The organism is Nocardia sp. NPDC050718 (genome assembly GCF_040654235.1).
Taxonomy (GTDB): Bacteria; Actinomycetota; Actinomycetes; order Mycobacteriales; family Mycobacteriaceae; genus Nocardia.
Genome location: NZ_JBFAHQ010000005.1, coordinates 64,977 through 78,135, shown reverse-complemented (window position 1 = coordinate 78,135; position 13,159 = coordinate 64,977). Strand labels below are relative to the sequence as shown.

14 protein-coding genes are annotated in these 13,159 nt (G+C 70.5%); 5 read left to right on the top strand and 9 right to left on the bottom strand.

What is annotated here, in order from left to right; translation table 11 throughout:
* Positions 1-16: 16 nt before the first annotated feature.
* Genes AB0H54_RS23005 through AB0H54_RS22995 form a run of 3 tightly spaced genes read right to left on the bottom strand, consistent with a single transcriptional unit; the run spans position 17 to position 3,009 of the window.
* Positions 17-733, bottom strand: coding sequence for an MBL fold metallo-hydrolase (locus AB0H54_RS23005; protein ID WP_357347705.1), 717 nt, complete (start codon positions 731-733; stop codon positions 17-19).
* Positions 734-740: 7 nt separating this feature from the next.
* Positions 741-1,667, bottom strand: coding sequence for a fumarylacetoacetate hydrolase family protein (locus AB0H54_RS23000; RefSeq protein WP_357347703.1), 927 nt, complete (start codon positions 1,665-1,667; stop codon positions 741-743).
* Between the two features lie 4 nt (positions 1,668-1,671).
* Positions 1,672-3,009, bottom strand: a complete 1,338-nt coding sequence (locus AB0H54_RS22995) for an alpha/beta hydrolase (RefSeq protein WP_357347701.1) — start codon at positions 3,007-3,009, stop codon at positions 1,672-1,674.
* 101 nt (positions 3,010-3,110) lie between these two features.
* Between AB0H54_RS22995 and AB0H54_RS22990 the strand changes: the two genes are divergently transcribed.
* Together AB0H54_RS22990 and AB0H54_RS22985 are read left to right on the top strand one after the other, a co-directional pair.
* Entirely contained in the window at positions 3,111-3,740 is a 630-nt protein-coding gene (locus AB0H54_RS22990) for a TetR/AcrR family transcriptional regulator (protein WP_357347699.1), read from the top strand.
* Positions 3,741-3,802: 62 nt separating this feature from the next.
* Positions 3,803-4,267, top strand: a complete 465-nt coding sequence (locus AB0H54_RS22985) for a helix-turn-helix domain-containing protein (RefSeq protein ID WP_357347697.1) — start codon at positions 3,803-3,805, stop codon at positions 4,265-4,267.
* A 72-nt stretch (positions 4,268-4,339) separates the two neighbouring features.
* Here the strand turns inward: AB0H54_RS22985 and AB0H54_RS22980 are convergent, their stop codons facing one another.
* Together AB0H54_RS22980 and AB0H54_RS22975 are read right to left on the bottom strand one after the other, a co-directional pair.
* Positions 4,340-5,035: a nitroreductase gene (locus AB0H54_RS22980; protein ID WP_357348470.1), complete on the bottom strand. Its 696-nt coding sequence runs from the start codon at positions 5,033-5,035 to the stop codon at positions 4,340-4,342.
* 123 nt (positions 5,036-5,158) lie between these two features.
* The gene (locus AB0H54_RS22975; protein ID WP_357347695.1) at positions 5,159-7,012 is read right to left on the bottom strand and encodes a VWA domain-containing protein; all 1,854 of its coding nucleotides are present in this window, start codon (positions 7,010-7,012) and stop codon (positions 5,159-5,161) included.
* 208 nt (positions 7,013-7,220) lie between these two features.
* Here AB0H54_RS22975 and AB0H54_RS22970 point away from each other — a divergent pair, with 208 nt between their 5' ends.
* On the top strand, positions 7,221-9,176 hold the full coding sequence (locus AB0H54_RS22970) for an N-6 DNA methylase (RefSeq protein WP_357347693.1): 1,956 nt from the start codon (positions 7,221-7,223) through the stop codon (positions 9,174-9,176).
* On the opposite strand, the gene AB0H54_RS22965 is transcribed toward AB0H54_RS22970, so the two are convergent.
* The 4 genes from AB0H54_RS22965 to AB0H54_RS22950 form a co-directional block, all read right to left on the bottom strand.
* A complete protein-coding gene (locus AB0H54_RS22965; protein WP_357347691.1) occupies positions 9,170-9,793 on the bottom strand; it encodes a TetR/AcrR family transcriptional regulator in 624 nt (207 codons plus the stop codon). The genes AB0H54_RS22970 and AB0H54_RS22965 overlap by 7 nt on opposite strands.
* Before the next feature lie 13 nt (positions 9,794-9,806).
* Positions 9,807-9,989 carry a hypothetical protein gene (locus AB0H54_RS22960; RefSeq protein ID WP_357348499.1) on the bottom strand — a complete coding sequence of 61 codons (183 nt, stop codon included), beginning with the start codon at positions 9,987-9,989 and terminating at the stop codon, positions 9,807-9,809.
* Between the two features lie 116 nt (positions 9,990-10,105).
* Entirely contained in the window at positions 10,106-10,621 is a 516-nt protein-coding gene (locus AB0H54_RS22955; protein ID WP_355279100.1) for a gamma carbonic anhydrase family protein, read from the bottom strand.
* A 7-nt stretch (positions 10,622-10,628) separates the two neighbouring features.
* The gene (locus tag AB0H54_RS22950) at positions 10,629-11,585 is read right to left on the bottom strand and encodes a helix-turn-helix domain-containing protein (protein WP_357347689.1); all 957 of its coding nucleotides are present in this window, start codon (positions 11,583-11,585) and stop codon (positions 10,629-10,631) included.
* Positions 11,586-11,656: 71 nt separating this feature from the next.
* Between AB0H54_RS22950 and AB0H54_RS22945 the strand changes: the two genes are divergently transcribed.
* Together AB0H54_RS22945 and AB0H54_RS22940 are read left to right on the top strand one after the other, a co-directional pair.
* Positions 11,657-12,427: an MBL fold metallo-hydrolase gene (locus AB0H54_RS22945; RefSeq protein ID WP_357347687.1), complete on the top strand. Its 771-nt coding sequence runs from the start codon at positions 11,657-11,659 to the stop codon at positions 12,425-12,427.
* An 80-nt stretch (positions 12,428-12,507) separates the two neighbouring features.
* The gene (locus AB0H54_RS22940) at positions 12,508-13,113 is read left to right on the top strand and encodes a hypothetical protein (protein ID WP_357347685.1); all 606 of its coding nucleotides are present in this window, start codon (positions 12,508-12,510) and stop codon (positions 13,111-13,113) included.
* Positions 13,114-13,159: the final 46 nt, after the last annotated feature.

The window sequence follows — 13,159 nt, the reverse complement described above, 5'->3', positions numbered from 1 at the left end:
TGTCGTGGTCGCCGGGTCATCGGACGGTGTCGGTGAAGTCGGCGAGGACGAGCCGGGTCGGCTGCCCGTGGCCGGGGACGAGGGTGTGCGCGGGCTGCCGGGTGAGCGCGCGAGCGCTGTCGAGGGTGCGGGCCAGGTCGTGGTGGAACACCGGTGGCAACAGTTGCGGTCCGGTCCGGCGGGACAGCGGGTGACCGGTCACCAGCGCGTCACCGGAGAACAGCACCCCTTCGGCGGGAAGGAGATACGCGGTGTGCCCGTCGGTGTGACCGGGGGTCGGCAGGGCGACGAGTCCGCCGGGAAGCGTCGATGCCGCTGTCGCGGTCGGCACGCTGGTACCCATACCGCCACGGACCGCGCGCAGTGTCTGCGCGACCCAGCGCGCCCCGCCGGGCGCGACCAGCGTCCGCACCAGCTGGCCCGGCGTGATCTGTTGCAGATACTCACGTTTGGCGTGCCGGACCTCCTCGGCACCGGTGTGGACCGGGACGTTCAGCAGGTCGACGAGCCGGGGGACAGCGCCGATATGGTCCAGATGCGCGTGGGTCAGCAGGACGGCGGTGATGTCGGCGAGCTCGTGGCCGATCTGGCGAATCGAGTCGAGCACGAGCGGGGTGTCGGCGGGGTACCCGGCGTCGACAAGGGTCACGCCGGTGCCGTCGCTGATCAGCGCCCAGTTGACATTCGTTCCGGCGACGACATACACGGAGTCGGAAACCTGATCGATGGTCACGTCGCACTCACCCCTCGATCCGGTGCTCGATGACACCGATCTCGTCGATCTCCAGCCGCAGGACATCGCCGGGCGCGAGCCATCGGCCCAGCTCCATCCCGCTGCCACCGGGCAGCGTTCCGGTCGAGATCAGCTCACCGGGGAACAGCTGTTCGCTCCGGGACGCGTGGGCGATCGCCGCGCCCAGACTGTGGCGCATGCCGTGGGTGCCGGTCCGGGCGACGGTGTGTCCGTTGATCCGCACCGACGCGGTGAGCGCGTCGAGCCGGTCGGCGACCGCCGAGCCCGCCACGGCGGTCGCCGACATCGAGGTGGCGAAGTGCTTGGACTTCTGCGGCCCGAATCCCGAACGCATCTCGGCCAGCTGGACATCGCGCGCGGAGAAGTCGTTGATCACGACGACGGCGCCGATCGCGGCGATGGCCTCCGCCGGGGTCGCATCGCGCAGCGGCGCACCCAGCACGACGCCCAGTTCCAGCTCGAAGTCGAGCGCCGTGCTGTAATCGGGGCAGGTGACCGGAATTCCCGACGGGAGCATCGTCGACGCGTTGGACATGTAGTACAGGGGCTGCTGATTCCAGAGCCGATGTGGCCGGTAGGGCGGGAAGGTGCGCCGGGTCAGGGCCTCGAACAGGAGTCCGAGTCGATAGCCCGCGGGCACGAAGCGCCGTGCCATTCCGCGCGCGGCATCGACGGCGTGCTTCTCGTAGACCATGAAATCGCGAAACGACACCGGGCAGACGGGAAGCACCCGGGCACCGTCGGGGACGCCGAGCAGTTCGTACCGGGCGATCTCGTACTCCTCGGTGAAGGCCGCCGGGACAGCGAACGAGGGCGGGTCGTCGGTGGCCGTCCACCCGGCGCCGGTGTCGGCGTGCAGGGTGATGCGGCGGGCGTCGAGGTCGAGTGTTCGGTGGATCCGGGGCAGCGACATCGGATCAGCACCCCACGTTCTGCCGGACGACCAGGTGCTCGCGCAGGAATCGCACCGACAGCGCGCTCCATTCGTCGCTGTGTCCCATGGCGCAGTGGTCGTCGTCGGCGTAGAGCACCAGCTGGGCGCGCGGCGCTCCGATGGCGATGTCGACGGAGTCCTGGGTGCTCAGCAGGGTGTCGTCGGCGCCGTTGATGACCAGGAGCGGAATGTCGATGTGCCGGTACAGGTGTGCGATCGAGAGCGCGCGCAGCTTGCCCGCCATCTCGCGCAGAGTCGCCGATCCGGTCGCCTCGCGCAGCGTCGACACCATGATCTCCGGAAGGCCGAGTGCCGCCGCCGAAGTGAAGCTGCGGTGCGCGGGCGCGCCGTTGGCGACCGCGACCGAGAGCCGCGGTTCGACCGCCGCCATCCGGGTCGCCCAGTAGGCCCCGAAGCTGACGCCGAGCATCCCGATGCGATCGCCGTCCACCCGCGCATGCGCGGCGAGGTGCTCGATGACCGTCGAGTACACCCGCTCCACCTCGGGCGCCAACGGCTGCCGGTAGGAGTAGGTGCCGGGCATCTCCATGACGAACAGGGCCATCCCGGCACGGCGATGGGCCAGCATCGGCAGGAACAGCTCCGCGAGGGTGCCCTCGATGCCATTGCTGCACACCACGATCGGTACCTCGGCCGCATCCTGATCGAGCGGGAACATCAGGTATCCGCGGACCACGTCGTCGCCCGGGACCGGAACGCGCACCGGCTCGATAGACACGCCCATCGCCGGCGCCAGGCAGGTGAGGACGAGTTCGGCCAGGCGGTGCGATCGCTCGTAGGCCGCCAGCCGGTGCGGTGTCCAGCCCGGCCACGCGGCGACGAATTCGTAGACCATCGCCTTGATCAGGCCGTCCAGCACGATGGCCTGCTGCGCGGCATCGGGGTGTTCGGCGCCGAACGTCGCCACCGCGTCGGGGTCGGCGACCGGGCCGCGGTCGGCGAGCAGGGTGACCGCCGGCGCCAGTCGCGTGCCCAGCTCCGCGCGTGGCTCGGTAGTCGTGAGGAGCGTGTCGGTGTCCGGCATGCCGAGCTGGGCGAGGGCGTCGTTCGCGCGGGCCACGTGCTGCCCGGCGATGGTCTGCCAGTGCGTGGTCCACCGCGCGTCGTCGAAGGATCGGCAGGCGTCGAGCTGGGCGCGGAACTCCGCGTCGGCGATCCCGCCCAGATGGGTGAAGCGGTCGACGAACAACGCGGGCAGGAACGGGGCGGGGCCGACCCGGCGGGTCGCGTATTCGGTGGTGCCGGTCAGTGCGCAGATGCTGACCAGCATCTTCTTCGCCCATGCTGACAACGATGTCATCGGTGAACCTCTCCAGCTCAGAAAAAGCAGAATTTTCTGCTTCAGTGAGCGTAAGGCGCCTCGGCGATCAAAAGCAAGGAATTCTGCTTTAAGATCGGGGAGTGGCGACGACAGAGGAAGACACTCCGCAGCGGCGGCCCGGGGGCCGGTCGGCGCGCGTGCGCGAGGCTGTGCACCAGGCGGTGCTGGACGCGATCGTCGAGCACGGTGTCGATCGGGTCGGGATTCCCGACATCAGCCGGCGGGCCGGGGTGCGGGACAGTTCCATCTACCGGCGGTGGGGGAGCCGGGAGAATCTGCTCCTCGACGTGCTGCTCGACTACAGCGGGCAGGTGCTTCCGCTGCCCGACACCGGGACGCTCCGGGGTGATCTGGCCGGGTTCGCCACCGAACTCGCGGCCTATCTCGAGACGCCGCTGGGCGGCGGATTGTCCCGCGCGCTCGCCTATGTCACCGATACCGAGGAGATGGCCGAGGTTCGCGCCGCGTTCTGGGACAGCCGATTCCACGCGGTGCGGCCACTGTTCGAGCGCGCTGTCGAACGTGGGGAGATCTTGCCGGACACCGATCCGCGCTTCGCCCTCGAACTGCTCATCGGGCCACTGCATTTCCGCACCACGCTCAGTCGGCAGCCGGTCGACGCCGACGTCGTCGAGCGGTTGGTCGCGCATGTCGTGCGGGCGCTGCGGGCTGAAGGGCCGATCGCCGACGAGTGCGGTGGAACGGGATGAGTGCCCCCGGTCGGTGCTGACGCCTGCCGCCGTCGAGTGGTGGCGACGCGCATAATGGCAGGGTGCGCTACGAAGAACTCGCCGACGTCCCGTGCTCGATCACGCGGCCGCTGGTGATCTTCGGCGACCGCTGGACACTGCTGGTGCTCAAGTACTGCTTCACCGGTATCCGGCGTTTCAACGCCTTCCAGAGCGCGCTCGGGATCTCCCGCAGCCGGCTCCAGGACCGCCTCGACCGGCTGATCGAGCACGAGATCCTGGTCAAGCAACCCGCGAAAGACGGCGCCTACGAGGAATACCGCCTCACCGAAAAAGGCCACGCCATCTACCCGATCCTGATGGCCATCCGCGACTGGGGCGACACCTACATGGCCCCCGACGGACCCCCGGTCGAATACCGCCACAAGGACTGCACCGGCGAGGCCCACGTCCACCTCACCTGCGACGAATGCGCCGCCGAAGTCACCGCCCGCGACATCACCCCCGAACCGGGCCCCGGCATCACCACCACCGCCCGCCCCGCCTGATCTCGTCACCCGGACGAACGAGCACCACGCGCGGGGTGCGTCGTGCGGCACCTCCGCGCGTGGTAATCGAGATCAGCTGGTGTGCCAGGTGATCTGGTCGGGGAGGGGGGCTCGGGCGGTGCGGAAGGTGTTGATGGGGTGGGTGGGGTCGGGGTGGCCGAAGGAGACGCCGAAGACGACCTTGCGGTGGTCGGGGAGGTCGAAGTAGTCGCGGATGAAGGGGGAGTAGGAGGCGAGGGCGGCCTGGGGGGCGGCGCCGAGGCCGAGGGCCTGGGCGCCGAGCAGGAAGCTCTGCAGCCAGAGGCCGCAGTCGACGGCGCCGTAGGTGCCGAGGTCGGCTTCGGAGGTGACGATGGCGACGTGTGGCGCGTCGAAGAGTTCGAAGTTGCGCACCATCTGGCGCATGGTGTTCTCGTGGTCGCCCTTGGCGATGCCGACGCTGTCGTAGAGCTGGAACCCGCACTCGCGCCTGCGTTCACGGTAGACGCCCGCGTACTGCGCGGGGAACTCGAAATCCGGTGCGGCGCCGCTGGTCTGGATGTGGGTGAGCAGCGCCTTGCGGAAGCTCTCGGTGCCTTCGCCCGCGGTGACGACGACCTGCCACGGCTGGGTGTTGCACCACGACGGGGTCCGTGCGCCCAGGCTCAGCAGCTGGTCGATCGAGGCCCGGTCGACCTCGTCGGGAAGGAACTGCCTGCAGGTCCAGCGGGCGTCGGCCAGGCGCTGGAGGGCGGCGAAATCACTGCTGTCGTGGTCGGTCGGCGCCATCGCGCGGCTCCCTCGGTCGATCAGGAGAACTAGTCTCATTTTGAGACCACGGTAGCAGTCGGGCCGGAAACGCGGAACCCGCCCGCACCACGAATTCTGGTGCGGGCGGGCTTCGGTGGTGGATCAGGCGCGACGCCGGGCGACCACCCAGATCGCGACGCCGATGCCGATCAGCGCGACCACGCCGACCCCGATGCCGACGATCGCGAGCCACGGCGTCGACGACTCCGAACCACCCACGGCCACCGACTTCTCGGTGCCGGGCTGCGACTGCTCGCCGACCACGTCGGGGCTGGCGGTCACGTAGGTCGGACCCGCTTCGGCCTCGCCCGCGACGACGAGGTCGAGTTCGATCGGCGTCGGCGGCAGGGACGTGACGCCGGACGGCATGCCGACCTTGACCGCGAGGTAGTACCACCCGGCCACCGACTGACGCTGGGCCTCCGGGCCGCCGCCTTCCCGGTTGGCGTAGCGGATCGGCACGGTCGCGCCCTCGAGCGTCGTGGCCTGCCGCCCGGTGTAGGCGTTCGTGTCGTCGTCGATCTCGCCGCCCAGCGGCGAGTACAGGGTCGTGGTGACATTGGTGGCGGTGGTGTAGCCCGCGCCGCCGGTCTCGGTGAAGCGCACGCGATAGGCCAGGCCCTGGCCCCAGTTCAGGCGCACCTTGTAGAAGACGTACTCGCCGTTCTGGATCGTGTCGGTGTACTTACCGCTCCCGTCCAGACTGGTGGCGACGGTGAACGAGCCGCCGCCGCTGACCGGCTTGCGCGCCCCGGCGGGTTCGGCGAACGCCGTCTTCGCGGTGACCGCAGTCGGTCCTGGATCGGTGACGCCCGGTTCGATGCCGATGATCAGCTCCACCGGCAGCCGCGCGGGCAGGCCGCCGGGGGCCTCGTCCCAGTGGAGTTCGTAGTAGTAGCGGCCGCCGCCCTTGCAGGAATCGGAGCTGCCGCCGCTGGGTTCCTCGGTGGCCCGCTCCAGGGTGTTGCTGATCGTGAAGGCCACGCCGTCGCCGCTGCGGGATTCGAGCTCACGTTCCCGGATGTTGCAGTAGGTGCCGTCGCGGCCGTGGACGCGCAGTTCCAGCACGGCCAGTCCGTCGGTGGCCGCGCCCGCGGCCGCGCGCGGGAAGGCGACGATGCCGGTGAAGTACGCCGTCGCGCCGGCGGGCACGTCGACGGCGTACCACCGCTTCTCGTGCTGGCCGATGGTGTCGAGGTACTGGCCCGCCTTCGCGACCGGGGCGGTGCCGTGGGTGGCGGTGCCGGTGATCGGGGTGCCGGTGGCCTGGTAGTTGCGCAGCGCCGCCGAACTCACCCGGGGCAGAATGCGTTCCAGCGCCGCGCCGTCGGCGGCGTCGCTGTAGGTGCCGCCGGTGGCCTGGGCCATGCAGGTGAGCTGGGCGCGCGCGGTGTCGTCGACGGCGAAGCCGATCGAGTGCACGACCAGGTCGACACCCTGCTGCTTCAGTTCCCTGGCGACCTCGCACGGGTCCGGCGGCGCGCAGGTGTCGTCACCGTCGGAGACGAGCACGATCGAGCGCGCTCCCGACGACGGCAGCGCCTCGGCGGCCTGGCGCAGCGCGGTGCCCATGGGGGTCCAGCCGCGCGCCTCGATGCCGTCCACGGCGCTGGTCAGCGCGGGCTTGTCGATGGTCGTCGGCGGCTGCAGGATCCGGACGTCGCGGCAGCCCGCCGCCTTCTCGGCCTCGGTGTTGCCGGTCCCGGTGCCGTAGGTGGTGAGGCCGACCTTCGCTTCGGCCGGGGCCGACTCGACGAAGGTGCGCACGGCCTTCTTGGCGGAGTCCATCATGGTGGCGCCCTGGTCGGGACGCTGCATCGACCCGGACGCGTCCAGGATGAGCATGGTCGGCGCGTACTGCCCCGGGTCGGCGTCGGCCGTCGCGGGAAGGGCTGCGGGGAGCAGGGTGAGCGCTGTGGCGGTCAGTGCCGCGGCCAGCGTCCGGAATCTCGACATCGTCCTCGAACTTCATCACTCGGAATGAAACCGGACAGACGATACAGACTGGTCAGGGCCGGGAGTAACCCCAAAAACGGTGGCACAAACCACCGTTTGCCGGACGAAATGATGTTTCAGCAGGTAACGATCGGTTTTTCGCCCGGATACCGGTCCGCGGCCTCGTGCCTGCGGCACGACGACGGCCTCCCGGGGCAGAATCGAGCGCATGGCTTCGCAGGCCCGCGACGCGCAGGAGCGCAAACGGCACGGCAGGCACTACACCCCGCCGGCGCTGGCGCGGTTCCTGGCGCGGCGGGCACTACTCCACGCGCCGCGCGCCGGTGAGCTGCGGGTACTCGATCCGGCCTGCGGCGACGGCGAGCTCCTGCTGGCGGTGCACCGGGAACTGGCCGCGGCCGATGTCACGGTCCGGCTGACCGGTTACGACCTGGACCGCAGCGCGGTCGCCGACACGGCCGCGCGGGCCGCCGCCGAGGGGGTCGAGATCGAGTGCCGGGCAGGGGATTTCCTCGCCGCGTCGGCCCGGATCGCCGACGGTTCCTTCGACCTGGTGATCAGCAATCCGCCGTACGTGCGGACCCAGCAGCTCGGCGGGTCGACCGCGCAGCTGCTGAGCAAGCAGTTCGGGCTGCGCGGGCGGATCGACCTCACCCATCCGTTCGTGGCGATCACCCCCCGGCTGCTCAGCGCCGACGGCGTCCTCGGATTGCTGTGCGCCAACCGGTTCCTCACCACCAGGGCGGGGGCGAACCTGCGCCGGATCCTCACCGGCGAGCTGCATCCCGCCGAGCTCTACGACCTCGGCGACACCAAGCTCTTCGCCGCCGCGGTGCTGCCCGCCGTCACCGTCGCGACGCGGGCACCCAGGGATCGCGACTGCCGCTACGTCTCGGTGTACGAGGAGCTCGGCGCCGAACCCGACTGTGCCACCGACCTGTTCGACGCGCTGGCCGGGGACACGGACTGCCTGGTCGGGACGGGTGGCCGGGTGTTCGCCGTGGAGGTGGGGGTCCTGTCGACCGGGGCGGTCGGCGGGCGGTCGGCGGCGGGTACGCCGGACCCCGACAACACACCGAAAGGGTCCGGCGAACGTCCTGCGGGACGACGAAGCGGCGATCCGAAGCGGAGCCGGCCCTCGGCGCGGGCGGAAGGCCACGCGGGAGCGACCCGACCGGAGTCCGACCGGCTGCCGGTGACTGAAGCGCGGAGTCGCCCCGGCGAGCTCGACGGGCCGCCGGTGGTCGAAGCGCGGAGTCGCCCCAGCGAGCTCGACCGGCCGTCAGTGCTCGAAGCGCGGACCCGGCCCGGCGCGCCCGGTAGGCCGGGTGCCGTTCCCCCCGGCGACTCCGCCTGGCGCATGTCGCGCCCCGCCGTCGACCGCTGGCTCGGCCGGATCGCCGAGCGCACCTGGCGCACCTTCGGCGACACCGCCCGCATCCGCGTCGGCATCAAGACCACCGCGGACCGGGTGTTCATCTCCGATCGCTGGGACCAGATGGATCCCACCCCGGAGCCGGAACTGTTGCGGCAGTTGATCACCCATCACGACCTGCAACCGTGGCGGATCGGGCGGGATCGCGGCACCAGGGTGCTCTACCCCTACGACCTCGGGCAGCCGCGCCGCACGCCCATCGATCTCGCCGAATTCCCCGGCGCGGCCGAGTATCTGCGCTCGCACGAGCAGGTGCTCTCGGGGCGGCGGTATGTGCTCGACGGCGGCCGGAAGTGGTTCGAGATCTGGGTGCCGCAGCGTCCGCACCTGTGGGGTGCGCCGAAACTGGTGTTCCCGGATATCAGCGAGCGGCCGCGGTTCGCGCTGGATCGCTCCGGCGCGGTGGTCAACGGTGACTGCTACTGGATCTCGCTCACCGATCTCGGAAGCGGCGAGCAGGCGACCGAGCTCGCGTATCTGCTGATGGGCGTGGCGAATTCGGCGCTGGGACTGCGGTTCTACGACGCGGTGTGCGGCAACCGGCTGTATTCGGGACGACGGCGCTGGATCACCCAGTACGTGGCCCGGCTACCGCTGCCCGATCCGGCCTGCCCGGCCGCGGCCGCCGTCGTCGGGCGGGTGCGCGGTGTGCTCGAGGACGGCCTGCCCGTGGCGGCGGCGGGCATCGACGAGGCCGTCGCCGCCGCGTTCGGGGTGCCCGCTCAGTGACCGACGCGGAGGCCGACCATCGGCAGCAGGGTGCGGCGGGCGAAGTCGCGGCCCGCCGCGGGGTCGTCGAGGGGGATGAGACCGTCGGGGGTCAGCGCCAGCGACAGCGCGAGCCGCGCCATGACCTCGGCGACCAGATCGGGTTCGAAATCGGGCACCGTCGAGGTCGCCTGGAGTTCGCGTAGCTTGTCGGCGAGATACTCGCGGCCGACCGCGAGGATCGGGCCCGCTTCGGTGGTGAGCTTGGGCAGGATGATCTCCGGCTCGGTGCTGAGCAACCTGCGTAGCAGCTCGTTGCCCGCCAGGGTCGTCACGAACGCGACGAAGATCTCCACGAGCTGTTCGCCCGGCTCGGTGACCGCCCGCACCCGCTCATCGATCTCGCCCACATAGCGCTGCGCCTCCCGCACGCCGACCGCTTCGACCAGGTCGTTCTTCGATTCGAAGCGCCGGTACAGGGTGGCCGGACTGATCCCCGCCCGCCGGGCGATCTCGCCCATACTCGTGCGTTTGATCCCGAAATCGAGAAACGCCGACAGCGCGCTGTCGAGCAGCTTCTCCCCGTCGGTGACGGGCTTTTCCAGTATCCGCGCGAGGATGGACGAGACAGTGGGCATCTCCCCATTATCCCTACGGCGACAGATCCAGGGCGGCCATCTCTTGTTCGATCGCGTTGGCGGCGAAATGGACTCCGCGGGAACGTAGTTCGTGAACCCGGCACTGGAGTGCCTCGATTCCGCCGGGTTGGGCGGCGATGTCGGCCACGCTGAGCCGTCCCCCCGCTCGGTGCACACCGGACTGCATGTATGCCACCGTGATACCTCCTGCCTCGCGTATCCGGTGCCGGCCGCCACACTCATTGGCCGGACGCAATACGCAGGGCAAATGCTATCAGGGATCCCTACTGGTCACTTGCTCAGTGTGACTTCTCACACGATCTCGGCATCCCGATGTGTCGCCAGATTGTGCAGGTATACGGCGGCATTGAGCTTGATCCCGTCCAGCTGTGCCTCGGTGAGCTCGCGGCGCACCTTGCCGGGGACACCGGCGACCAGCGATCCGGGCGGAATCTGCGCGCCCTCGGGGATCAGGGCGTTGGCCGCGATCAGGCTGCCCGCGCCGATCACGGCGCCGTTGAGCACGGTCGCGCCCATGCCGACCAGCACGTCGTCGCCGACGGTGCAGCCGTGCAGGATCGCGTTGTGGCCCACCGAGACTCCGCTGCCCACGGTGAGCGGGAAGCCGGGGTCGGCGTGCAGCACGCAGCCGTCCTGGATGTTGGTGCGCGCGCCGATGGTGAGCTGTTCGAGATCGCCACGCAGCACGGCCGAGTACCAGATGCCGACCTCGGCGCCAAGGCGCACCCGGCCGATGACGGTCGCGTTCGGCGCGATCCAGGCAGTGTCGTCGATTTCCGGCGCGAACCCGGACACCTTGATGATCATGCGGTGATTATTGCGCCGCCCCGCGGAACTGGGCGCGGTGGGCCGCCGGACTGGTGCCGAGCATGCGGTGGAAGTGGTGGCGCAGGCTCACCGCGCTGCCGAAGCCGGTGTCGCGCGCGATCCGGTCGACGGTCTCGTCGGTGGATTCCAGCAGCAGCCGGGCGTGGTCGGTGCGCTGCTGCAACAGCCACTGCTGCGGGCTGGTGCCGGTGCGTTCGCGGAACCGGCGGGTGAAGGTGCGCCGCGACATGAGCGCCTCGCGCGACCAGTGGTCGAGGTCGATCCCCGCGTCGAGGTGGGTGCGCGCCCACACCATGGCGTGCTCGATCGGGTCGTCGCTGTCGTCGTCGGGGACCGCGACCGGGATGAACTGCGCCTGCGAGCCGTTGCGGTGCGGCGCGGTGACCAGCGCGCGAGCGAGGTCGGTGGCGGCGCGGGCGCCGAGATCGCCGCGCACGATGTGCAGGCAGCAGTCCAGCGCGGCGGCCACGCCCGCGGAGGTGATCACGTCGCCGAGGTCGGTCCACAGGGTGTCCGCGCGCACCCGCACCCGGGGATAGGCGCGGGCCATGGCCTCGGCGGCGGCCCAGTGCGTGGTGAGTTCCCGGCCGTCGGCCAGCCCGGTCGCCGCGATCGCCCACGAACCCAGGCACAGGCCGACCAGCCGGGCGCCGTCGGCGTGCGCGGTGTGCACGGCCTCGTCGAGCGCGGGGGAGAGGTCCAGGTCGCGGAGCCAGCCGGGGAAGACCACCATGTCGGCGGTGGCGACGGTGTCCAGGCCGTGGTGCACGGTGATGTCGAAACCGGCTGCGGTGGACAGGGTTCCGGGGTGTTCGGCGCAGACCCGGACGTCGTAGGGTGAGTCGTCGAAGACGCCGGTGCCGGAGCGGCCGAAGACCAGGGTCGGCACCGACAGGTGGAAGGGACTGATCCCGTCGAACGCCACGACCGCCACCGAACGCATGGCCCGATCTTAACGATGGTCGGCCTGGAGGCCACTGTCGTGGGGCGCCGCGCTCGGCGACAGTTGAGCGCATGACCGAGACGATCACCCGCCCCACCCTGCTCGACGTCCTGCACATCGGTGGTCCGACCCTGCGCTTCCGGTACGGGGGCCTGACCTGGCTCACCGACCCAACCTTCGACGAGCCGGGTGACTACCCCGGCCCGATCACCCTGCACAAGCTCAGCGGCCCGGCGGTGCCGGTCGAGGCGATCGGCGCGATCGACGTCGTCCTGCTCTCGCACGACCAGCACGCCGACAATCTCGACACCGCGGGCCGCGCCCTGCTGGCCGAGGTCGAGACCGTGCTCTCGACTCCCGATGCCGCCGAACGGATCGCGGGCGTGCGCGGGCTGGCGCCGTGGGAGGTCGTGACCGTCGGCGCGGTGGAGGTCACCGCGGTGCCCGCGCTGCACGGTCCCGAGGGCTGCGAGCCGCTCAGCGGCGTCGTGACCGGGTTCGTGCTGCGCGCGGCGGGTGAGCCGACGGTGTATGTCTCCGGCGACAACGCGTCGGTGGAACTGGTCGAGCGGATCGTCGAGCGGTTCGGGCGGATCGACGTCGCGGTGCTCAATATCGGCGCGGCCAATGTCGGCCGGTTCGGCGACAGCGACGTCACCCTCAATGCCAGGACCGCCGTCGAGGCGGCCACCGTCCTCGGTGACGCGGTCGTCGTCGCGGTGCACGCGGAGGGCTGGGGTCACTTCAGCGAGTCGCTGGACTACCTCGAGCGCACCTTCGCCTACGCCGAGCGCGCCGCGCAGCTCCGGATTCCGGTGCGGGGTGAGGTGTTCGCGGTCTGAGACCGCCTCGACCACAGATTTTTCCCAGCACCCGCGCCCGAATCATCGGGCGCGGGTTTCCCACGATGGCAGGAGAAGAGTTGCCGAACAAACGGATGGGCCGCCGGTCGCGCACGATGGTGCGGTTACTGCTGGCCCTGGTCGCGCTGGTGCTCGCGTTGTCGGCGTGTTCGTCGAACGGGTCCGGTTCGGATCAGCCGGGGTCGAGCACGGTGTCCAAGACCTCGGCCACCCCGACGACGCCGGCGACGAGTTCGGTGACACCGTCCGCGAATCCGGGTGGCGCACCCGGTGACGGTGCGTCCGTGCCGGGCAACGGCGGCCAGGCGGCGCCGGAGTCGTCGTGGTATCAGTCGCCCACGCCGGCGCCGGAGTCGTCGTGGTACCAGTCGCCGACGCCACCGCCGGGATACAACTGTGTGCCCGGGCCGGAGTGCGGCACGGACAGCTGTGGACACAACGAATGCGGACTACCGCCGGGCCACAACTGCATGCCGGGTCCGGAGTGCGGTACCGACAACTGTGGCCCCGGCCAGTGCGGCGAAACACCGCCGACGACCACCGTCGCACCGCCGGCCACGACACAGCCGGTGACGACCACGCCCGCGGCGGGCTCCGCCCCGCCGTCCGCCACGACCACCACCGCCGCCGCTCCCGCAGCGGCCTCGGTGACGCCGTCACCCTGAACCCGACACGCGACGTTCCAACGGGCTGACTCCCGTCGGTGGGCGT